General features: G+C 44.4%; 6 protein-coding genes. All 6 read left to right on the top strand.

All coding sequences use genetic code 11. The features are described from left to right. The first annotated feature begins 33 nt into the window (after positions 1–33). The 6 genes from C6H66_RS10340 (at position 34) to C6H66_RS10315 (ending at position 25,519) form a co-directional block, all read left to right on the top strand. Complete coding sequence (locus C6H66_RS10340; RefSeq protein WP_105395539.1) at positions 34–1,920, top strand: propionate--CoA ligase; 1,887 nt, start codon at positions 34–36, stop codon at positions 1,918–1,920. Between the two features lie 1,212 nt (positions 1,921–3,132). Further along, on the top strand, positions 3,133–4,446 hold the full coding sequence (gene ectB, locus C6H66_RS10335; RefSeq protein WP_046395870.1) for a diaminobutyrate--2-oxoglutarate transaminase: 1,314 nt from the start codon (positions 3,133–3,135) through the stop codon (positions 4,444–4,446). Between the two features lie 24 nt (positions 4,447–4,470). After that, positions 4,471–5,328 carry a cupin-like domain-containing protein gene (locus tag C6H66_RS10330; protein WP_046395871.1) on the top strand — a complete coding sequence of 286 codons (858 nt, stop codon included), beginning with the start codon at positions 4,471–4,473 and terminating at the stop codon, positions 5,326–5,328. Between the two features lie 18 nt (positions 5,329–5,346). Next, a complete protein-coding gene (locus C6H66_RS10325; RefSeq protein ID WP_046395872.1) occupies positions 5,347–5,802 on the top strand; it encodes a GNAT family N-acetyltransferase in 456 nt (151 codons plus the stop codon). A gap of 59 nt (positions 5,803–5,861) precedes the next feature. After that, complete coding sequence (locus C6H66_RS10320) at positions 5,862–15,695, top strand: non-ribosomal peptide synthetase (protein ID WP_105395538.1); 9,834 nt, start codon at positions 5,862–5,864, stop codon at positions 15,693–15,695. Beyond that, the gene (locus tag C6H66_RS10315) at positions 15,692–25,519 is read left to right on the top strand and encodes a non-ribosomal peptide synthetase (protein WP_248000654.1); all 9,828 of its coding nucleotides are present in this window, start codon (positions 15,692–15,694) and stop codon (positions 25,517–25,519) included. The genes C6H66_RS10320 and C6H66_RS10315 overlap by 4 nt, the downstream gene beginning before the upstream one ends. Positions 25,520–25,521: the final 2 nt, after the last annotated feature.

Genomic DNA, 25,521 nt, shown 5'->3' with positions numbered 1-25,521 from the left:
CTCTATCATCTACGGCAGCACATAGGAGAGATTATGTCATTCAACGCTTTTTACCAGCAATCCATTGATGATCCCAATTCTTTCTGGGCAGAACAAGCTCGACGCATTTTCTGGCAACACCCTTTTGAACAAGTGCTGGATCATAGCAATCCTCCCTTTGCCCGCTGGTTTTGCGGAGGAAAAACCAACCTATGTTACAACGCGGTAGATCGCTGGCTGGAAAGCCAGCCCGATGCCAAAGCGCTTATCACGATTTCAACAGAAACCAATAGTGAGAAAGTATTTACTTTCAGGGAATTACATCAGGAAGTGAATAGAACGGCGGCTATGATGCTCTCTCTGGGCGTTAAAAAAGGCGACAGGGTTTTAGTTTATATGCCAATGGTTGCTGAAGCTTTGTTTGTTTTGCTCGCTTGTGCCCGTATCGGTGCCGTTCACTCTGTTGTCTTTGGTGGTTTTGCTTCTCAGAGCCTTGCTACTCGGCTGGATAATGCTGAACCTGTGTTGGTGGTGTCTGCTGATGGCGGATCGCGTGGTGGAAAAGTGATTCCTTATAAGCCGTTACTGGATAAAGCCATTGAACTGGCGAACCACAAACCCCGTCATGTGTTGATGGTTAACCGCGGACTGTCGGAAATGGTTTGGGTGCCGGGGAGAGATATCGATTTCGCTACATTGCGGCAAGAGCACTTTGATGCTGACGTGCCCGTGACTTGGCTTGAATCAAATGAAACCTCCTGTGTGCTCTATACATCCGGCACGACGGGTACCCCAAAGGGCGTACAGCGTGATGTTGGCGGTTATGCTGTCGCACTGGCAACGTCTATGGATATTATCTTTGGTGGTAAAGCGGGGGAGGTGTTTTTTAGCACCTCAGATATCGGCTGGATCGTCGGGCACTCTTATATTGTCTATGCGCCTTTAATCGCAGGAATGGCGACGATTATGTATGAGGGGCTGCCGATACGGCCAGATGCGGGCATTTGGTGGAAAATAGTAGAAAAATATCAGGTAACACGGATGTTTTCAGCACCTACGGCGATTCGTGTGCTGAAAAAATATTCGGTTGAATATATTGGTAAATACGATATTTCATCACTTAAGACATTGTATTTGGCGGGAGAACCGCTAGATGAGCATACCGCGCGCTGGATTGCTGAGGCTATTAATGTCCCGGTCATAGATAATTACTGGCAGACCGAGACCGGTTGGCCGATTATGGCTATCGCCCGCACTTTGGATGACAGGCCGAGTCGATTTGGCAGTACAGGTTTCCCGATGTATGGCTTTCATGTCAAGCTCATCAATGAACTGACCGGAGAAGAGTGTGGTGATAACGAAAAAGGAATGCTCGTTATTGAAGGGCCTTTACCTCCGGGTTGTATTCAAACTATTTATGGTGATGATTCACGTTTTCTCAATACCTATTGGCGACACTTTGATCACACTGTTTACTCCACATTCGATTGGGGTATCCGTGATAGTGATGGTTATTATTTTATTTTGGGGCGTTCGGATGATGTGATTAATGTGGCCGGGCACCGTCTGGGAACAAGGGAGATAGAAGAGTGTATTGCCGGCCATGAAGATGTTGCCGAAGTCGCTGTTATTGGCATCAAAGATGTGATCAAGGGACAAGCCGCAGTTGCCTTTGTTGTCCTTAAGGATGGGAAGGAAATCCAAAGCGCCGAGCATTTTGCTGCTTTGGAAAAGGTTTTGATGGGCTTGGTGAATGAACAGATTGGTAGTGTGGGTCGCCCAGCACGAGTCTATTTTGTCTCTCAGCTTCCTAAAACACGTTCAGGAAAAATGTTGCGTCGAACCATGCAGGCAATATGTGAAGGGCGTGAACCCGGTGATCTTTCCCTGATTGAAAATCCTGCTTCATTAGACGTCATTCGAGAAGCTGTTTTTTGCTAAATGATAAATATTTATTGTGTTTTTTGGGGTTGGTAAGCAAATCGTAATTATTATTGTCGCAAATGCATAATAAGACTCTGTTGAGGTCATCGTATATAGATGTCTATATTCAGTGGATGTATTTCCGCGTCAGTGGGTATAGAACGTACTAATCGGGAGTTACGAAGTGAGCTTCCTGATTGGTTTTTTCTGTTGAGCATAATTATAACGTCTGTTAATTAACTCCAAGGACAAAGTAAGAGCAATGTTTGTATTAATGCTCTGTTTATTTCAGGAGAATATACCTGTTATCTTTCAAATTGCCTCTTTGTTGGCTGCACTCACTCCTGAGTTCGAAAGCAAGTAAGGTTTCTTTATAATATATTAAATTTTTCTATTATTTTTCTATTTATTTGATTGGTGTTTGGCTTGTATTTGTGTTAATGTTCAGCTTGTGTTAACGTTCCTTTTATTATCTAAACATAAACAATTGTTCCAAGCAGTGTTTTGCTTCTGCCTTCACATGTGTTGGCTGGTTATTATTTTCCAGCGGTATATTGAAGCACAGAATTAAATATTACGACATTGACTGCCTGTAATTTAATCAAATGTATAATTGTAGTAGATTTAGTTATGGAACTATTGGAAAAATAGATATTAGGAATATACAGAGTTCTGTGATTGGAAAAGCATTATATTAATGCAAATCTATTTCTACCTGTTATGAAGTGAAAATTACCGGTAACAATCACTAATTATAGGTAATAATTACCAGTAACAATTGTAGGTAATTATTACGGATAACAATTATAGGTAGTAGAAATATATTCTCTTAGAAAAATAAATGAGTAAATAAAATAGTGATGTTATGAAGTGTGATTTAAACCTGTATGTATCGGGAGAGGCTTTAGGGCTATTATGGTATATACCCTATAGATTTCAAGATGCATCGCGACGGCAAGGGAGTGAATCACTGGGAGCATAGAGAACTATGTGACCGGGGTGAGCGAGTGCAGCCAACAAAGAGGCAACTTGAAAGATGACGGGTATAGTGAAAGGATAGGAGAATACCCGATTACCTTGATGGTTTGATAGGTTATAAACTAAATATTATAATGAAAAAGTTACAACAGAAATAACTTTTTTAGTTATTATATTATGATTGACTCAATATAAATAGGTTGCTCCAACTTAAATCAATATAGCTTTTATCTGGATTACTGTGGAGTTATTATGGAAATAGAAGAAATATTTAATAATTATGAGTCTAAAGCTCGTTCATATTGCCGTAGATTTCCCGTAATATTTAGAAAGGGTATAGGTTCTACCTTAATCGATATAGATGGTAAAAGTTACATTGACTTTTTATGTGGTGCTGGCGCGTTGAACTATGGACATAATAATACAATCATAAAACAACAAATTTTTAAGTATATTCAAGATGATGGTATTATTATGGGGCTTGATTTGTACTCGGAAGCAAAAATGGAGTTTATATCGACATTTGTTGACAAAATTTTGAAACCGAGACAGCTTGAATATCGTTTACAATTTACCAGCCCTACGGGCACGAGCGTTATTGAATCTGCGGTAAAATTAGCAAGAAAGTATACAAAAAGAGAAAATATTGTTTGTTTTACCAACGCCTTTCACGGTATGACAGGGGTATCGCTCAGTTTAACAGGTAGTCAACATCATCGCCAACCCGGACTATATTCTCAAATTACGCGCTTACCATTTGATGGTTATATCGATGGAGGATTTGATTATATAGGATATTTTAGAAAGTTACTTACCGATTCCAGTTCAGGGGTTGATCTTCCCGCTGCGGTAATTCTCGAGACTGTACAAGGAGAAGGCGGATTAAATGTTGCTTCTGTTGAATGGTTGAGGGAGTTGAGAAAACTCACCGAGGAGTTCAATATCTTATTAATTGTTGATGACATTCAATCTGGTTGTGGTCGTACCGGGACATTCTTTAGTTTTGAACGCGCAAATATTAAACCTGACCTGGTTTGTCTTTCCAAATCTATTGGCGGTATTGGGCTGCCTATGTCTTTACTGCTTATTTCTCCCGATATTGATGTGTGGAAACCGGCAGAGGACAACGGCACATTTCGAGGTAATAACTTAGCATTTGTTGCTTCAAAAGCGATGTTAAATGAATATTGGGGTGATAGCGCTTTTCAGAAGATAATTCAGCATAAGGCTGAATTAATTCGAATGTACTTGAACTCTTTAGCTAAAGAATATTATGAATTTGTACTGCGAGTTAAAGGGATTGGATTAATGCAAGGTATAGAAATGGTTGATTCCTCATTAACACAGTATTTGGTGAAGCATTGCTTTGAAAATGGTTTGATTGTGGAGTTATGTGGCCCCAATGATGAAGTGTTGAAATTGATGCCGGCCTTGACCATTGACGAAGACACACTTGTAAAAGGATTGAATATTATAGAACAGGCTCTCGCCAGTTTAAAATCGAGGAATAGTAATAACTGCGAAAGTGAAGACCAAAGGTTATCGATTAGCAGCAATTGGGAATAAAGTTTTAGCTGGGAGTGTAGAATTATGAGCCGTGTAGTAGAACTTACTCAGTTTAATCAGCTTGAATTTCATCACACACTTGCTCGGGGATACGCGATTGTTTACCGAGGATTACTGCAAGACTGGCCTGCGATAAAACAATGGAATTCTGAATATTTTCAAGATAAGTTTCCTCAAATTGACGTTGTGATCAAATTTTTTGATGCAAATGGTGTGCGTTTTGAACAAGCCAAAATGTATCGTTATTTAGAAATTCTGCATGCATATAAAAAAGGAGAGATGGGTAACGATATTCCCTATTGTCATGACATTCCTATTTTTTTACAAGCACAGCATTTACTTGATGACATTGGTGATTTTCCGTTAACTATTTTGCCAAAACTTTACCGAAATGAATGGTGGAAATTTGCCCAATTTTTTATGTCTCCAGTCGGAGCCATAACGCCACTGCATTTTGATACTTTAAGAACGAACAATTTATTTTTTCAGATAAAGGGAAGCAAGAGATTCTCTTTTATTCCTTGGGAAGAAAGAGAAGCCTGTTCTCGTCGAGGGTGGCGCTGGTTTGAGTATAATCCAGAAGTTCAGAATGTTGGTGAGATAGCTAATATAAATAAATCCACGATTGAAGTGCATCAGGGCGATATATTAATCATGCCCGCGGGTATGCTGCATCATGTAAGAACGTTGACTGATAGCATTTCTTTTAATGTCGATTTTCATACTCGAGCTTCAGCCATTGTAAGTTTTAAGAGCATTAAAGAAAAAATGCCGCGTGAAAATCTGTATTACAATTGGCTAAGTTTATGTGGACTTTTGGGATTAATGAAGCGTGAAAGTTTTTTCGAGAAGTACCGCCCGTATCTTAATTATATTTCTTAAAAAGTAAGCAGGTTAATTATGAAAGTATCTTTGGTTGATGTCGATAAAGACAACTATGAGGATGTAATGTCTCTTGAAGTTGAACCTGGACAAGAAGTTTTCGTCGCACCAAACTCAGAGTCAATTGTCGAATCACATTTTAATGAATATTGCAGAGCAAGAGTGATCTGTTACGGCGAGGATGTAGTTGGTTTTGCAATGTATGAGCGTTGCGTTAATGAAGGAAAACCCAACGAATATAATCTGTATCGAATGATGATTGATAAATCTTACCAAAGTCAAGGTATTGGAAGTATGGCTATGCAGTTATTATTGGATGAAATGAAACAGCAATCTGATTGTCACAGGATTACTGTCTGCTATGACGAAACTAGCGAACGCCATAAATCATTTTATCAACGTTTTGGCTTTGTAGAAGTCGGCTATTATGAAGAGTATGAGGAAATGCTAGCTGAAATTATTGTGAGGAGCTAATTTTAATGAGCTTGTAAATAATAAAAACCAAGAATAATATCTTTCAAAGGGATTATAGTATGTTTCTAGATAAAGTTGAACAGCTTGTTATTCCACTAAACCAACAGCAAAAAGAAATTTATCTTGATCATATAAATAGAGAGGATACCGCAGCGTTCAATATAGGTGGTTATGTTGAGATTAAACAATCTATTAATATAAAAAATCTCGAATGTGCCATAAAACACACTATCCAAGAACACGCGGTACTTCGATGTTCAATAGTAGATAAGTACTCAATGCCGCGTCATTTTGATTCGGATTTGCTAAACGGTACAGTTGAATTTGCTCATATTGTTCAAGACCATCACTTTGAACTGTCTCATTTAGATCTTTCGAATGAAGAAGGGGCGGAATCTAAAGCTTTGGCTATTATTGAACGGATATTCTCTGAGCCATTTAGATTAGCGCAGGATGTTCTTTATCGAGTCGGCTTAATTCAGTTGGCTGCGAATCGTTTCTGGCTATACTTTATTTCTCACCACATCATCATTGATGGTGTCGGTTATGCTAACTGGTTTCGAAGTATTTTCGACGCCTATCAGCAATTAGATTTGGGAAATACGCCTAAAGAAAACACGGGGGAACGGTTTCTTGATCTTGCTGCGCAGCCGTTACCGGAGAATTATGGTCAGCAACTCGCAAAGGCTGCTAAGTACTGGAAAGAGTTGCTCCACCAATTGCCGGATGTGCCTTTCCAATGTAGGAAAGAAGGCTTTGACACTGCCGATTCAAGAAAAAATAGCAGGCTTGTATACTTTATCAAACCTGATAGATATCAGTCATTTTTAACCAAGGCGAGTCAATACAATTTAGCAATATCGCCACTTTTTATTACAGCTATTGCTTCCCTAGTAAACCGTATCAACCAAAGTGATGGCGTCCTCATCGGGACGCCTTTACATAATCGTACTACATCAGCTCAACGCAATATGGTTGGCTCGTTTATGTCAATGCTACCGATAATGTGCATGCAAAATGAGCGGATGTCGGTGGCTGAATCAGTCGCAATGACAGCACGTACGATAAAAAGTGGCTATCGTTATCGCTCTTATCCTTCGAGTGCTTTATATAAGGATTTGTCTTTACGTGCTCAAGGTCGTGAACGTCTTTTTGATATTGTTTTTAACTATCAACAGATTGATTTTGATTTCAGCTCTAGTGGCTTGGATACGGAGACTAATTACCTTAGTCATGGGCGAGAAGATATTCCTCTCACCGTTATATTATGTAATTACGGCGATAAGCAAAGCACTCAGCTCCAATTAGACTATCGTCATGATTATTTCTCGTCACATCAGGCTGAACATTTATTGCAAAGCATTATGACTTTGGTTGAACAAATGGTTGCACAGCCTGAAGCGTTATTAACTTCACTTGATCTGGTGAGTAAAGACGTTGAGCAGGAGTTATGGAATCTAAGTCAATCTGCTGTGGCAGGCGAAAAACTTGCTTGCTCGACCATCACATTAGTGCATGAGCAAATTGAGCAATATGCTGAACGACGTCCTGATGCTATTGCTATCGTGGATGGCGAACGACAAATGTCTTACGCCACATTGAACAATAAAGCCAATCAGGTAGCTAACTATTTAATTGAGCAGGGGGTTCGGCCTGATAGCCGTGTTGCGATTTGCTTGCCGCGTTCGAGTGAGATGGTTGTGGCGATGTTGGCGACGCTGAAAGCCGGAGCTGCTTATGTACCGATGGACCCAGATTATCCCGATGGTCGTTTGCAGTTTATGCTGACCGATGCTGAACCTGTTGTTTGCATAACAGTGTCTTCTATTGCACATCGATTCGCAGCATGCAAGATTACAACACTATTGCTTGATGATGCTCAGCTTAATGAACATTTGGCCCTGCGTTCTGTGGCAAATATATCCGCAAGCAATATTGGTTTACAGTTGGAACATCTGGCTTATGTGATTTATACCTCGGGCACAACGGGACAGCCCAAGGGGGTGATGGTTGAGCATAAGCAGTTGAGCCATTTTGTCGCGCATATTACAGAGTCTTATAGACTGACTGAACATGATAAGTTTTTGCAGTTTTCTTCGGTCAGCTTCGATATTTCTGTGGAAGAATGTTTTGGCTCTTTATGTAACGGCGGCACTCTGGTGTTACGAGCTGATGATATTCATTACGATTTTGATGCATTTTGGGCATTTTGCCGACGCCATGAAATTTCGGTGACCAGTTTACCTACCGCTTTTTGGCATCAACTGGTGAATCACAGTCGTCAACCTATTGATTCTTCACTACGTTTAGTGATCTTAGGCGGCGAAATGGTTAAATCCGTTAGTGCTCGCGAATGGTTCGAGCATGGTCCTGCTATCGGACTTATCAACACATACGGCCCGACCGAAACAACCGTGACCGTATCCGCTTATTGCATGGCATCCCTGGCTGATGTCACGGCGATGATTCCCATTGGTAAAGCTAATTATGGCACCCAACTTTATATATTAGATACGAATTTAAAAAGTGTTCCATCAGGGTTTCAGGGGGAATTATATATTGGTGGAACAGGTGTAACACGCGGCTATCTTAATCGTGAACAAGATAGCGCGAAGTACTTTGTGGCTAATCCTTTTGGTCCGGGGCGACTTTACCGCACGGGAGATATTGTACGTCAGTTACCCGACGGTAATTTAGAGTTTATTGGGCGCAATGATAACCAAGTAAAAATAAACGGTTTTCGTATTGAGCCGGAAGAAATTAGCAATCAATTAATGGATTATCCCGGCATTCATGAAGCGGTTGTCTATCCTCGACAGCTTGGCTCTGATGATCGACTGCAATTAATTGCTTATGTTGTTGCTGAAGGAACCATTAATATTAATGCTATTCGTCTAGCGATGAAGAGCAAACTGGCTGATTACATGTTGCCTGTTGCCGTTGTGCAGTTAGAAAAATTACCACTGACACAAAACGGCAAATTAGATTTTAAGCAATTGCCGCTACCACAAAAACAAGATTATAGTCAGCAGGAATTTGTTGCCCCTGAAGGCGAGGCCGAGCGGGTATTAGCACAACTGTGGCAATCGTTATTAGCTTTAAATAAAGTCAGCCGCCATGACAACTTTTTTGCTCTGGGTGGTCACTCTTTATTAATTATGTCAATGCGAGCAGAGTTGGCTCAGCGTGGTTATGAACTGCCTATGCGCGCGATTTACCGAACTAACACGCTGGCAGAACTGGCATTGCATCTATCTTGTGTCCGTAAGGATGAGGAAACGTCAACCCGCCAAGAGGCGGTAGTTAACAAGCTTGCAGAGCACGTTGAACATATCACGCCTGATATGTTGGATATGGTGACTCTGAATGAAAAAGAGATCGCAATTATTTGCCGACAAGTTGAGGGCGGCGCCGGTAACATACAAGATATTTACCCATTATCACCGTTGCAGGAAGGCATTTTCTTTCACCATCGAATGAATGAAGAGCATGATACTTATATCATTCCCATTCTGATAAAGTTTACTAATGAGCAAAAGCTGACAGCATTTCTACATACGCTTGATAAGATAGTGGCGCGTCATGATATTTTCCGCACCTCTATTCATTGGCATGATTTAACTTCTCCGGTTCAGGTTGTTCATCGAACTGCTTCTGTTCCTTTACAATGGCAAGCTGTTGCTCCAGGTTGCTCAGCATTGGAAACTTTGTCAGAATTATCTGCTATTGAACACCACTATATGAAGCTGGATCGTGCGCCTATGATGCAAGCGATTGCGGCTAAAGATACGAAGAGCGATGCGTGTTTTCTACTATTAAAGCAACATCATTTACTCAGTGATCATATTTCTGTCTTATTGCAAATTGCAGAAATGCACGCTTTGCTTGAAGATCCCAATGTATTATTACCTGCCCCGGTTCAGTATCGTGAGTTTGTTGCTTATTCGTTAAGAGCTAATCAATCCAATAGCGGTGTTGATTACTTTAAAGCTAAATTGTCTGATGTTGCTGAAACCACCGCGCCTTTCGGGTTATTAAATGTTTATAACGACGGATTGAAAATAGAGACTGTCAGAGAATTGGTCGGTCCGCGTTTAGCGCAACAGATTATTGGCTTGTCTATTCAACACTGCATCAGTGCTGCGAATATTTTTTATTTGGCTTGGGCGTTGGTGGTTGCCAAATGCAGCGGTAAATCCGATGTTGTTTTTGGCTCCATGATGTCAGGACGACAGCAAGCTATTCGTGGTAGCGATCGTATTCTGGGTATGTTGATCAATTTGTTGCCTATACGCATTAACTTGGCGGATTTGTCGGTCAGCGAAGCATTAAAGCAGATTCATGATGAGCTAATTGAATTAGCCGACTATGAGCATTTTCCGCTTTCCGAGGCGTTGCGTTACAGCGCTTTGCCGGGTGGCACGCCCTTGTTTACCAGTTTGTTGAATTTCAGTCATAAAAGCGAATTAGCTGTTGCCAACCAAAGCCATCATTTTGAAATGATAGGCACTCAAGAGTACACCAACTATCCGTTAGAAATGGGCGTTGAGCAACTCAATGATGATTTCATCATACAAGTTCATGTTGAGTCACAAGTCGGGGCGGATAATGTTCTGACTTATATGAGAACAGCATTGGAAGAGATTATTCATGCGCTTGGTCAAGCTCCGCAAACACCATTGCTGACATTATCCATAACGCCTATTCGCGAACAACAGCGGATTATTAACGAGTTTAACAGCCCTGTCGTTGCTTATGATAAAACAGTGGCGATTCATCAACGCTTTGAACATCAGGTAGTAAAAACACCTGCGGCCATTGCTGCTGTATGTAATACAAATCGCATCACTTATGCTGAACTTAATCAGCGCGCTAATCAGCTTGCTCACTACTTGATCGAACAAGGTGTGGCACGCAATCATATTGTTGCTATCTATGCTGAACGTTCCATTGAGTTTGTCATTGCCATGCTCGGCATTATGAAAGCCAGCGCTGCTTACGTTCCTTTGGACCCCACTAATCCACCTGAGCGTTTATCGTATATGTTGGCTGACTCTGGGGTTAATGTGGTTTTAACGCAAAGCCATTTAAATAGGTTAACCTTCAATGGTCAGAAACGTTTTCGGCTGGATGTGGACTGGCCCTCATTGGATCATTACCCAAATACTAACCCGGAGGTTGAGTGTTATCCTGATGATCTGGCTTATATGATTTATACTTCCGGTTCTACTGGCAAACCTAAAGGCGCGTTGGTACACCATGCCGGGGCTTTGAATCATATTGATGCCGAATTTGATGTTCTCGGTTTTATGGGACGTAATAACCAACTGTTATCACGTAACTTTCTACAAAGTGCAGCGTCTTCTTCCGATGTATCTGTGTGGCAATTTCTGGCGCCTTTGTTAAGTGGGGGAAAAACAGTCATTCTGCCTGATGCGATGGATTTGCCTGAATATGTTCGTGTGTTGCAAGACGAACATATTCATCTGATTCAAACTGCGCCGTCCGTGTTGAAAATATTGTTAGAACACTTGCTTAGTCAGGGTGAGGCAGCAACGCCATTGCCGAATTTGAAATGGTTAATGATTATTGCCGAACCTTGTCCTGTGCCTTTGGTTAATCGCTGGTTGCAATATTACCCTAAGATTCCGGTGATGAATGGTTACGGGCCTAGCGAAGCATCGGACGATATTACCTATTTTATTATTGATAAACCGCTAGCAGAGCAGGTTAAAAATATTCCTATAGGCAAGCCGTTGCCAAACCTGACCATGTATGTTCTGGATCAGCATATGCAAATTTTGCCGACTCATGTTATTGGCGAATTGTGTGTGTCCGGTGTTGGTGTGGGCAAAGGTTATTGGAATAAATCGGAAAAAACGGCAGAAAGTTTTAAAGATAACCCCTTCCACACCATGAACGGGCATGGGGTTCGGCTTTATCGCACCGGCGATTTAGGTTATTGGAACGCCAACGGCAATCTCGAACTCATTGGGCGTATCGATAATCAGGTAAAAGTTCGTGGTTTTCGTGTTGAACTGGGGGAAGTTGAGTCGGCCTTGGTGAAGTTATCCCAAGTGGCGGAAGCAGCGGTACTGGTTCATAAAGACAGAACGGGTGAGAATTGCCTGGTCGCTTATCTGGTATTAACTGCAAATGTTGCTCAGGTTGAGCAGATTATTAATAACATTAAGCAGGGATTAAGCCATCACTTACCGGATTATATGATCCCCGGCTACTATGAGATTCTGGATAAGATGCCATTGAACGCGGCGGATAAAATTAATCGCCATGCATTGCCGAAGCCTTGTTTAGTGAATCATCACGTTGAGTGGATCGAACCTGCCAACAAGATAGAGCAAGCATTAGCCGGTATTTGGCAATCAGTACTCAATGTTAACCAGGTCGGTCGAAACGACAATTTTTTCTACCTCGGCGGCCACTCTTTATTGGTCATTCGGGTCATTTCAAAAATACGTACAGAATTTGGACGGGAAATTGCCGTTAAAGCTATTTTTGATCATCCAACGCTTGCCGAGCTTGCGGCTATGCTTGAACAGCAGACAGTGACGACAGTGGATTCGATTCCCAAACAGCCACGAACCGGTGAATTACTGCCTCTGTCATTTGCGCAAGAACGCTTGTGGATTCTTAGCCAAATTGATCAAAGTAGTGCGGAATACAATATGCCCATTGCATTTGCTGTTGAGGGCGAATTTGATGTTGGCGTAGCTGAACTTGCACTCAATCAAATCATCGAGCGCCATGAAATATTACGTACGGTCTACATTAAGAAAAACGGCAATCCGTTCCAGCAAATTTTATCTGGAAGAAATCTGACGCTTACTTATATTGATTTAACCTGTATGCCGAAGGAGCAACAGAGTCAGCGTGTAGCTGAATTAATGGAAAAAGACGCTAAACAAATTTTTGATCTAAGCTGCGATTTAATGATTCGCGCCACCTTTATTCAGCGCCAAGCCAATAATGGCGTATTGCTATTTAATGCTCATCATATTGCGTCTGACGGCTGGTCTGAAGATATTCTTACCCATGAGTTTGTTGCTCGTTATGATGCTTTACGCAATGGGAACAATGTCGAAATAAAGGAACTTGATATTCAATATGCTGATTTTGCAGTTTGGCAACGTGACAGGTTGCAAAGTGAGTATTTAGCGTCGCAGATCAGCTATTGGAAACAGCAGTTGGATGAGATACCACCAGTACACGATTTGCCGCTGGATAGACCGAGACCGAAGATAAGGCAACATCAAGGTGCGGTGGTGACAGGCTCATTGCCGGAGGAGACGACGCAAGCACTTGTCAATTTAGCCAGACAGCATCAACTGACTCCGTTCATGCTGTTCCATGCTGCGTTGGCATTATTACTCTCTCGTCACAGCAACAACCATGACATTGTAATAGGCACGCCGGTGGCGAACCGTTTGCAGGCAGAGCTGGAAACGTTGATTGGTTTCTTTGTCAACACCTTGATACTACGAGTGGATACCAGGCATGCGATGCTTAGTGATTACCTCTCTCATGTTAAACAGGTGCATCTGGATGCTCAGGCCAATCAAGATGTGCCGTTTGAACAACTGGTTGAACAGTTACAAGTAACAAGAAGTACAGCATATACGCCATTGTTCCAAATCATGTTGACGACCGATACAGATTATGGACTGACTAGTGATGTTGGCGAGGTTACTTTCAGCCTGCCGGGAATGAAGCTGAATTCAATAGCTCCGAACCATATCCAAACCAAGTTTGATCTCAATATTGATCTAAGTATTAGTGAAAATAGACTGCATTTGCACTGGGTCTATGACACCAGCTTGTTCAGTCATGAACATATTGAGCAGCTCAATGATCACCTGTCGCGTTTACTGATAGGGCTGGCCGAAGCGCCGAAGGCCGATGACGATACACGAGTTTCGCTTGCCGACCTGCCGATGCTGTCAAATGTGGAGATCGAGTACCTGTGGCATACTCTCAATGATACCTATGTAGAATATCCAAAGAACAAGTGTATCCACGAGCTGTTTGAACAACAGGCCGAAGAAAACCCCGATCATGTTGCGCTGGAGTGCGGCGATCGCCAATTGACTTACAGGCAGCTCAATGAAAAATCCAACCAGTTGGCGCACTATCTGCGGGAACGCCACGCTATTGAGCCGGATATGCTAGTGGGTTTATGTGTGGAGCGTTCACTAGAGATGGTCATCGGCATTTTGGCGATCCTCAAGGCGGGGGGTGCTTATGTGCCGCTGGACCCAAGATATCCTCAGGAACGTCTGGGTTACATGTTGGAGGATGCACAGCTTGAGGTAGTGCTGATCCAGTCACATCTGGAGCAGGTACTGTCAGGCTTCAACGGTCATCGGGTGATATTAGATAACCTTGGCTGTGCGAGTAGCCAAATCAGCACGGCATACAGCCATTACCCTACCGCTAATCTGGATAAGCATTCATTGGCATTGACTGCCGGTCATCTGGCTTATGTGATTTACACCTCAGGATCAACGGGTAAACCTAAAGGGGTGATGATTGAGCATCGTAATACAATTGCCATGCTCAGTTGGGCTTGCTCGAAATATGCAAAGGAGGACATTGCTTGTGTTCTCATGTCAACCTCTCTGAACTTTGATTTATCAATATTTGAACTATTTTTACCTTTAGTCTCGGGTACACAGGCATGTATTGTTGAGGACATTCTGGTGCTGCATCAAGGCATTGACTGCAAGGTGACCCTGATAAATACAGTACCTTCGGCAATGAACTCTCTGGTTGAACAAAATGCGATACCGGAGGGGGCTAGGGTTATTAATTTGGCCGGCGAGGCGTTATCTGCAAATTTGGTCAATGCAATATATGAGAAAAATCAAGGTGTAACAGTTTATAACTTATATGGACCGTCAGAGGATACGACATATTCTACTTGGGCGAGATTGGATTCTCCCGTGCGCGCCACACCGGCTATTGGCAGGATCATTAGCAATAGTCAGGCTTATATTTTGGATAAAGAGCAACAACTGGTGCCTTACGGCTCTACGGGGGAGCTTTATATCGGCGGCGCGGGCTTAGCCCGTGGTTATCTCAATCGTCCTGAACTCACGAAGGAACGCTTCGTTGCCAACCCATTTCATGATACAGCCAATACCAATAGTAGTGAGCGTTTGTACAGAACCGGCGATTTGGTGCGCTACCTGTCAGACGGTAATCTGGAATTCATTGGTCGTATTGATGATCAGGTGAAAATCCGTGGTTTCAGAATAGAGTTAGGTGAGATTGAGTATCAACTCAATCAGCAAGCTGGGGTGAACTCATCTCTAGTGCGGGTCACGACAACCTTGGCAGGCGACAAACAACTGGTTGCCTATATCAAACAGGTATCGGATAAGCTGATGAATGAGCGTACAGAATGGCAGCAGGCTCAAATTCAGTTTATTCAGGATATCAAATCTGCATTAGCCAAATCCTTGCCGGACTACATGATACCGTCAGTCATGGTGGTGGTTGAAGAATGGCCGCTAACGCCTAATGGCAAGATTGACCGAAAGAGGTTGCCTGAACCTAATCCAGAGCATGATAAAAGCGATAATTTTATTGAACCGGTTGGTGACGCGGAAATCTCTTTGGCGGCAATTTGGCAAAGGGTACTGAATATCAAACAAATATCGCGTAACGATAACTTTTTTGCACTAGGCGGTCACTCATTATTGGCAATCAAATTAGTAACGGAAATCAATGCTGCATTTGTCATTGAGCTTGGCGCTATGCAGGTTTTCCAGACACCTCTCTTGCATGAACTTGCAGAATTAATCTGCAATCAGCAATTACAAGGGCAAATCCAAAGTGAGCTTGAAACGGCAGGTGAAGAGGGGTGGTTATGATGGACATGTTTAAATTAGTTAAAGACGCTTATGAGCAGGGTGTATTGCTATTCAGTAAAGAGGGTAAGTTAGGGTTTAAGCTAAAAGGGGTTCACTTCCCCGATGAACTAAAAGCCAAGATTCAAGCACACAAAGCTGAGCTGATTGATTTTCTTGATAAAAACAGAGTAGATATCCTTGGTAATGAAACAGTGATTGAACCGACTCTTCGAACCCAAGAGTTGCCTCTGAGTTCTTCACAGCAACGGATCTGGTTTATCGAGCAGTTTGGCGGTGGGAGCACCGCCTACAACATGGTGTCAGCTTATACGGTAAGTGGTGAATTTGAATTGGCGGCGGCGAATCTGGCCTTGCAAACCATCATAGATCGGCACGAAGTGCTGCGTACTGTTTACCACAGCGATGAAAATGGAACCCGGCAGGTTATCACACCGGAGTGGTCATTCGAGATAGCCCAATCAGATATCCATGATATAGGCGAAGTCGGGCAAAAGGCGTGGGTTGAGCAGGCCATTCAGGATGAAATGACCTACCGATTTGATTTGGCACAGGATGTGATGGTGCGTTGTCGCTATATCAGCACCTCGATGAAGCAGGGCGTGCTGTTATTTAACATGCATCATATTGCTTCCGATGGTTGGTCGATGGGGATATTGGTTAAAGAGTTTGTGAGCTTGTATCAGGCTTACCGCCAAGGCCGGGCTAACCCGTTACCAGCGCTGGAGATTCAGTATGCCGATTATGCAGTCTGGCAGCGCAGCCCAGACAGAGAAGCTCAGTTAGCGGCAGGGTTAGCATATTGGCAGCAACAGTTGTCGGATTTACCCCCGGTACACGGGTTGCCTCTGGATTACGGGCGACCAGTCAACCAGACCAGTCATGGCCGCAGTTATGAATTTAGACTGGACAACGAGGTTAACAAAGGGTTGCAGCAACTGGCACAGGCACGGGGCTGTACTCTTTTTATGGTGTTGCATGCGGCGTTTACGGTATTGCTCGGTCATCACAGCGGGCAACGGGATATTGTGGTGGGAACCCCGGTAGCTAACCGTTTGCAGACATCATTAACGCCGTTGATAGGCTGTTTTATGAATACGCTAGTGTTGCGCAGCGAGTGTGAGCTGGAACGATCATTCATCGATTACTTAGGCTCGGTCCGGGAGATAAACCTGGCTGCCCAGCGGCATCAAAATGTCCCATTTGAGTTGTTGGTGGAGCGGTTGCAGCCGGAACGCAGCACCAGTTATTCACCGTTATTCCAAATCATGTTTTCTATGAATACGAATGACCGTGTGGAATTGCAACTGGAAGGGGTAAATTTGCGGCCGCGACCAAAACAGACCCGCAATGCGATGTATGAATTAACGTTAGAGGCCCAGCAGACAGAGGAGGGTCTGACTTTTAGTTTCGAATACAACACGGATTTGTTTGCAGAAGAGACAATCAAGCGGCTAGCGGCGCGTTTTACGACTTTGCTGATGGGTATAGTGGCCTCTCCGACCGAAAAGCTTGGCGATTTGACGCTGTTGCCACCGGAAGAGCAGGATTACCTGCTACACAGCTTGAACCAGACCGCGGTAGAGTATGACCGTAGCCAATGTATTCATGAGCGGATAGAAGCGTTTGCTGAACGAACGCCGGATGCCATTGCACTGATCTTTGGCGACCAACGGTTGACTTATGCGCAACTCAATGTCTGCGCTAATCAGTTAGCGCATCAATTAAGAGCTATGGGCGTTTCAACGGGTGGGCGAGTTGCTGTGTTGTTGCACAGAGGCATCGACATGGTTACCGCACTATTGGCCGTGATGAAAGCAGGAGCGGCGTATATTCCGCTTGATCCCAGCTTTCCGGTTGACCGAGTGCAGTACATGCTGAGCGATGCGGAGCCACAATGTATTATAAGTAACCGCGAATGTGTATCACGGTTAGTCGGTTTTGCGGAATTAACCTGCTTACTGGATCACATTGATCTTAGCCAATCGCCTACCACAAATATTCCTAAACAGTCGATCGGTTTAGCTGCATCTGCGCTGGCCTACGTGATTTACACCTCGGGTTCTACGGGCAAACCCAAAGGTGTGATGGTCAGCCACGCTGCGGTTAATAACTTCTTGATCTCAATGCAAGGCAACTTGCGGTGTGTGGCACAGGACAATATTTTAGCCATCACGACGATTTCCTTTGATATTGCAGTGTTAGAGCTTTATCTGCCTTGGCTGTCCGGTGCCGCTTGTGTCGTGGCGGCGCAGCAGGACGTGACTGATCCCGCTAGGCTGATCGCACTACTCGAACAGCATAACATTTCGCTGTTACAAGCCACGCCAACGACTTGGAATATGTTGCTTGAGTCCGGCTGGCAGGGGCGCTCGTCATTAAAAATGATCAGTGGCGGCGAGGCGTTGCCATTAGCGACAGCAACGGCATTGTTGAACAAAGGACACGCGCTCTGGAATATGTACGGACCGACGGAAACCACAGTTTGGTCAACCATTGCGAAACTAGACGCACAACTGCTTGAGCGGCAACTTGTTACTATCGGGTTACCGCTAAACAACACCACAATTTATTTACTTGATGAACAATTAAAACCGGTGCCTTTTGGGGCGGCGGGAGAGCTATGCATCGGTGGTGATGGGCTTGCTGACGGCTATTTTAAACGTGAAGATCTGACTGCTGAGCGATTCATTAACCTGACCTTCTCCGATGGTTTAACCACCAGAGTTTATAAAACGGGTGATCTTGCCCGTTACACTACCGAGGGTTCACTTGTCTATTTGGGCAGAAATGATTACCAAGTGAAACTACGGGGCCACCGAATTGAACTTGGCGAAATTGAACAGGTTATTAACCTGTTTCCACAAATAACCCGTTCTGTTGTGGTTGCGCTCAACGATCAGCAAACACAGCAATATCTGGCGGGTTATGTGGTCGCCGAGCAACAAATTGATATTGATGCGCTACGTCAACATCTTGAACAGACATTGCCGGCCTATATGTTGCCACGGGCAATTATTCAGCTCGAAACATTGCCACTGACGCTCAATAACAAGATTGATCGCAAAGCGCTTCCGGCACCGCAAGACAGTGATATTGCGGTTAAAGCCAGTACGCCGCCTGTCGGGGAAACAGAAGAAGCACTGGCAGCTATTTGGTGTGAAATGCTAGGCATTGAGCAAATAGGCCGGGATGACAACTTTTTTATGGCTGGAGGCCACTCATTAATTGCGACTAAGGTGATCACAAAGATTAATGAGCAGTTTCAATGCCGTTTACAGGTAAGAGATATCTTTGAAGCTGCGACAGTGGCTTTACTTGCAGAGAGAGTGCCTTATGCGGCGTCGGATAGGTGTTATCAAACAATTCCTATTATTGAACGTAAGACAAATTTATTGCCGCAATCTTATGCTCAACAACGGATCTGGTTTATTGAGCAGTTTGGCGGTGATAGCACCGCCTACAACATGGTGTCAACCTATACGGTAAGCGGTCAATTTGAACTGGCGGCAGCGAATCTGGCCCTGCAAACCATCATAGATCGGCACGAAGTGCTGCGTACTGTTTACCACAGCGATGAAAATGGAACTTGGCAGATTATCAAGCCGGAGTGGTCGTTTGAGATAGCCCAATCGGATATCAGTGACATGGGCGAAGCTGAGCAAGAAGCGTGGATTGAACAGGCCATTCAGCATGAAATGACTTACCGATTTGATTTGGCACAAGATGTAATGGTGCGTTGTCACTACATCAGCACCTCAATGGAGCAAGGTGTGCTGTTATTTAACATGCATCATATCGCTTCTGATGGCTGGTCAATGGGAGTATTGGTTAAGGAATTTACGAGTTTGTACCGGGCTTATCGTCAAGGTCGAACTAACCCGTTACCGGCGCTGGAGATTCAGTATGCCGATTATGCGGTCTGGCAGCGCAGCCCAGAGGGGGAAGCTCAGCTAGCGGCAGGGTTGGAATATTGGCAACAACAGTTGTCGAATTTACCCCCGGTACACGGGTTGCCTCTGGATTACGGGCGACCAGCCAACCAGACCAGTCATGGCCGCAGTTATGAATTTAGCCTGGACAACGAGGTTAGCAAAGGGTTGCAGCAACTGGCGCTGACACAGGGTTGCACTCTTTTTATGGTGTTGCATGGGGCGTTTACGGTACTACTCAGTCGTCACAGCGGGCAACGAGATATTGTGGTGGGAACGCCGATAGCTAACCGTTTGCAGACATCATTAACGCCGTTGATAGGCTGTTTTATCAATACGCTGGTATTGCGCAGCGAGTGTGAGCTGGAACAATCGTTTATCGATTACCTGAGATCGGTCCGGGAGGTAAACCTGTCTGCCCAGCGGCATCAAAATGTCCCGTTTGAGTTATTAGTGGAGCGATTGCAGCCGGAACGCAGCACCAGTTATTCACCGTTATTCCAAATCATGTTTTCTATGAATACGAATGACAGTGTGGCGCTGCAATTGGAAGAGGTCAGTTTGTGTCCGAGGCCGGAGCAGACTCGCAATGCGATGTATGAATTGACACTGGATGCCAGCCAGACAGAGGAAGGTCTGACTTTTAATTTCGAGTACAACACAGATTTGTTTGCAGAGGAGACGATAAAGCGGCTGGTGGTACGTTTTACGACCTTGTTGATGAGCATAGTGGCTTCTCCGTCCGACAAGCTTGGCGATTTGATGCTGTTGCCGCCGGAAGAGCGGGATTACCTGTTGCACAGTCTGAACCAGACAACAGTAGAGTATGACCGTAGCCAATGTATCCATGAGCGGATAGAAACGTTTGTCGAACAAACGCCGGATGCCATTGCGTTAGTCTTTGGGGACCAGCAATTGACTTATGCGCAACTTAATGCCAGAGCCAATCAGTTGGCACATTATTTGGTTGCTCAGGGCGCCAAACCGGATTCAATGATTGCGATATGTATTGAACGAAGTATTGACATGATTGTGTCGGTACTTGCCATCTTGAAATCGGGTAGTGCCTATTTGCCTCTCGATCCTGCCTATCCGCAAGAAAGGCTGGCTTATATTATTGATGATGCACAGCCTTTGATGGTGATAACTAACAGTCATAACAAAAAGTTATTGCCTGAAAATAGTCCATTTAGCATTGATGTGACGACAACCTCGTTTGCAGGACTTTCAACCGACAATATTTCCTCCACTGAATTGGGTTTATGTTCTACCCACTTGGCTTACGTTCTTTATACATCGGGTTCTACGGGCATGCCGAAAGGTGTGATGATTGAACACCGGGCGTTGGTTAATCTGGTGGTGGGGCTTGCAGATGCCTATCTTTATTCAAAACAGGATCGGGTACTGCAATTTGCCGCGCTCAGTTTTGATATGTCTATTGAGGAAATATTCGGCGCCCTTGGCAATGGCAGTACTTTGGTCTTGCGTGGCGAAGATTGGTTGATGGATGTCGCCGCTTTCTGGCAAAGGTGCCGGGAATACCAGATCAGCGCGGTGAATTTGCCAACCACGTTCTGGCACGAAGTGGTCAGTGAAGAGACGGTTTTGATCCCTGAGCATATTCGCCAAATCAGTGTCGGAGGCGAGCAGATTAAGCCGGATAAAGTGGTTGCATGGTACCGGCGACCGGGGCATTTACCCCGTTTAGTCAATGCTTATGGGCCAACGGAATACACAGTCAATACTTGCATTGCCTACGATTTTCAGGGGGACACCCTCAGTATCGGGCGTCCAATCCAAAATACGGCCATCTTCTTGTTGGATAAAAACCAGCAGCTTGTGCCTTTTGGTGCTGTTGGTGAAATTTGTGTCGCGGGTGACGGCGTTGCACGGGGCTATATCAACAAAGAACAATTAACCCGTGAACGATTTATTGATAATCCTTTTGTAAGTCGTTATCCAAAACTCTATCGAACCGGCGATTTGGGGCGTTACTCTCTGGCAGGGGATATCCAATATTACGGGCGTGATGACCATCAGGTTAAGATCCGTGGATTCCGTATTGAGCTAGGGGAGATAGAAACAAGGTTGCGCAGCCTGCCTGCAATTCGCGATGCGGTTGTTATTGCTCGGGAGGATGAATCATCTCACAAGTATTTGGCGGCTTATATCACCCTTGATGGTCAGCAGAAAATTGTTGAGATTCGACACCTATTAAGTCAGCAATTACCAAGCTATATGGTCCCCGCCGCTTTTGTGGTGCTAGAGGAGATACCGCTTACTGCCAACCGTAAAGTGGATCGTAAAGCGCTCCCTAAACCAGATTTTGTTGCTCAAGGGGAAATTGACTATATCGCGCCAGCCACTGAACAGGAGACATTGCTGGCTGAAATTTGGCGAATCCTGTTTGGTTTGGCACAAGTCAGTGCTGTTGCTAACTTCTTTGAGTTGGGTGGTCACTCGTTGTTGAGCATGAAGATGCTATCCCATATTAAAAAGCAGGGTTATCGATTGGATATTCGGGCCTTGTTTGAGTACCCGAAATTACGGGATATGGCGAAACAACTTTACGATCCACTACAGGCAACCGAGCAGGAATCACCGCAGCTAACAACCCATGAAGCATTGGAAAGTAGGGTTTCCCTATCGGAGGCTGAGCGGGCCTTGATCGTATCTCAGTCGCCGGGAGGTGAGCAAAATATTGTCGGCATTTATCCTTTGGCGCCATTACAGGAAGGGATCTTATTCCATCACATGATGTGTGGGCGATCTGACCTTTATGTGACGCCGATGCTGTATTCATTTCCGTCAAACAGCGAGATGGAAAGCTTTATTGGAGCATTGGATAAAATAGTACAGCGGCATGATGCGCTGCGAACCGGCATTTTTTGGAGAGGTATTGATGAACCGGTGCAGGTTGTCTATAAAGAGGCGCCATTGCCGGTGGTTGACATTGATTTGAGGGATGATGGTGATATCCAGCAGCAGTTAGCGCAGTTTATGGAACCATCACAACAATGGATGGATGTTACTCAGGCGCCGTTGGTCAGAGTAACCCGGTTTATCGACCGCCAGCAAAAGCAGCGCTATGTTATGGTTCAAGAGCACCACCTGATAAGTGATCATGTGTCATTGGAGATTATTCAAGAAGAGTTGCTGGCTATCTTAGCAGGTGATGAAAAGTCACTGCCGGAGGCGTTGAGTTATCGAGAGTTTGTCTTAAACGCCATCAGCAAAACCGATACCAAAGCGGCGCAGCAGTTTTTTACCGAGCAATTGGCTGGGGTTGATGAAATTACGGCGCCCTTTGGGATCACAAGTGGAATGGTTGACAATAACTTATTCACTGAAATCCAAATTGGCTTGCCTGCGGATTTATCCGCACAGATTCGTCGATCTTCTTCTGTATGGCAGATAAGTCCTGCGCTTATTTTTCACATGGCGTGGGCATTGGTTCTGGCAAAAACCAGCGGCACTAAAGATGTCATATTCGGCACTGTATTATCTGGTCGCTTGCAGGGAGTTGATAATGTTGAGCGAGTAGTTGGTTTATTCGTTAATACCTTGCCACTGCGTGTTGATTTGAGTCAGTTGAGCGTTGCCCAGTTAATGCAGGAAATGCAACAAAAACTGGTTAGCTTGCTGCAATTCGAGCAAGTCCCGACTGCGATTGCTGAACAGTGTAGCAAGTTGGCCGGTTCTAGCCGTTTATTCGACAGTATTTTGAATTATCGTCACTCCGAAGTGAGTGGCGAGACAAGTGAGCTTAACCAGCTTTGGCAAAAAACCGGCATCGAGTTGGTCGATGTAAAAGAACGTACCAATTACCCGATTACCCTATCCATTGACGATTTCGGCGATGATTTTGCTGTTGCAGCCCAAATCGACAGTCGATTTGATGCTGAACGCTTGGTGGCGTATCTCATCAACGCTTGCGGGCAACTTGTTGCTGCTTTACAAAGTCAGGAACAGGTTGCCGCACTGTCACTTGACATCCTTGATGCTGAGGAGCGGGCGTTCCTGCTGCATTCGTTAAATCAAACGGTATTCCCGTATGACAACTCACACACTCTGATTGATAGATTCGAAGCTCAAGTTAAGGCGACTCCTGATGAGATTGCGTTGAATTTTGCTGGCGAGACGATGACGTATTGTGAGTTAAATCAGAGAACCAATCAACTCGCGCAGTATCTCCTGAGCCGTGGGGCGAAAGTGAATACTCCCATCGTGATGTTCATTGAACGCTCCTTTGAGATGGTCATCACTGTTATCGCCATCTTAAAAACGGGTGCTGGTTATGTGCCACTGGATACCTCATTACCGACAGAACGCTTAAACATCATTCTTGGTGATCTGTCTGATGAAATCTTAGTAACGACCTGCGCCTTGAGTGATAGGTTTGCGGCAAAACGCCAGAAAATTGTGCTGTTGGATGACCTACGTACCACAGAGATCTTGGACAAACAGCCAACCAACAATTTAGCAATCGAATATTCTTTGGATTACCTCGGTTACGTGCTCTATACCTCAGGTTCGACGGGTAAACCTAAGGCGATTGAAATGCCACAGCAGGCGCTGAGTAATTTATTACAAGGTATTAGCCAGCTTGAGCCGGCGCTTACGGGGCCGAACCGTTGGTTGCAATTCTCATCAATTGGTTTTGATCTCAGTTTTGAAGACATATTCATGCCGCTGTTGTCTGGGGGTTCAGTACGGCTTATTGATAAATCGACTCAATTAGATATTCGGCTGCTCGCGAAGCAAATCCAGCAGTCGCAACTTCAAGTTCTGAACTTACCTTATGCCGTATTACAGAATCTGGCTGAATATAGCGGTGTCAATGGGCTACAGTTCCCCGAATTAAGGGTGATTGTGTCGAGCGCTGAAAGGCTCAAAATAACGACGGCCATCAGACAATTTTTCACGACACATCGTCACTGTAAGTTAGTGAACCACTATGGTCCGGCAGAGACCCATGTCGTAACGTCTAAAACATTACAGGGAGAACCTGCTTCATGGCCGGATTTGCCGACGATTGGCCGATCATTGCCCAACGTGGCCGGTTATATTTTGGATGAGTATTTACAGCCTGTTCCGATGGGCGCCATCGGCGAGCTGTATTTGGCAGGAGACTGTTTATCAAGAGGCTATTATCAGCAGCCCCAGCTTACCGCAGAGCGTTATCTTGATTGCGATTGGGTTCTTGGGAAACGCGTGTATCGAACCGGGGACTTAGCCAGCTTTCATCAAAACGGTGAAATCAACTACTTTGGCCGCAACGACCATCTGGTCAAGATCCGTGGGTTCAGAATTGAACTCGGTGATATCGAAACCCAATTGAGTAAGTTCGATGGAATAACCGGAACCGTAGTCATTGCTATTGATACAGAAGCCGGTGATAAGCAGCTTATCGCTTATTTTATCGCGGCTAACCCGTTGGATTTATCCGAAATTAAAGCCTATTTATCGGCTAGCTTGCCTGATTACATGTTGCCATCTGCGTATGTGCGGATGGCGGCTTTTCCGTTGAATACCAATGGCAAAGTGGATCGCAGCCGACTTCCACAACCTGAAGCAGATAACTTTGTAAAAGCCGAATACATCGCGCCGGTGACTGAGCTGGAACAAAGCGTTGCGAAAATTTGGCAAGGGTTGTTGCAACAAGACAGGGTAAGCATGGCCGACAGCTTTTTTGATTTAGGTGGTCATTCCTTATTAGCTATGAAGCTAATTTCTCGCATTGAACAGGCATTTTCCGTTGGCGTACCCATTGCGATCGTGTTTGAGAAAGCAAGATTAGAACAGTTATGTGATTGGCTTGAAAAAGAAATTGTTATTCAGCGTAACAAATCAATTGGGGCTGTAGTGGAAGAATATGAGGTAACCGAGTGGTGAAT

This window comes from Photorhabdus hindustanensis (assembly GCF_002968995.1).
GTDB lineage: Bacteria > Pseudomonadota > Gammaproteobacteria > Enterobacterales > Enterobacteriaceae > Photorhabdus > Photorhabdus akhurstii.
This window is presented reverse-complemented; position numbering and strand designations above follow the sequence as displayed.

Coding starts and splice junctions, on each gene's coding strand:
- C6H66_RS10315 (WP_248000654.1), top strand. CDS start 15,692: ATGATGGACATGTTTAAATTAGTTAAAGACGCTTATGAGCAGGGTGTA.
- C6H66_RS10330 (WP_046395871.1), top strand. CDS start 4,471: ATGAGCCGTGTAGTAGAACTTACTCAGTTTAATCAGCTTGAATTTCAT.
- C6H66_RS10325 (WP_046395872.1), top strand. CDS start 5,347: ATGAAAGTATCTTTGGTTGATGTCGATAAAGACAACTATGAGGATGTA.
- C6H66_RS10320 (WP_105395538.1), top strand. CDS start 5,862: ATGTTTCTAGATAAAGTTGAACAGCTTGTTATTCCACTAAACCAACAG.
- ectB (WP_046395870.1), top strand. CDS start 3,133: ATGGAAATAGAAGAAATATTTAATAATTATGAGTCTAAAGCTCGTTCA.
- C6H66_RS10340 (WP_105395539.1), top strand. CDS start 34: ATGTCATTCAACGCTTTTTACCAGCAATCCATTGATGATCCCAATTCT.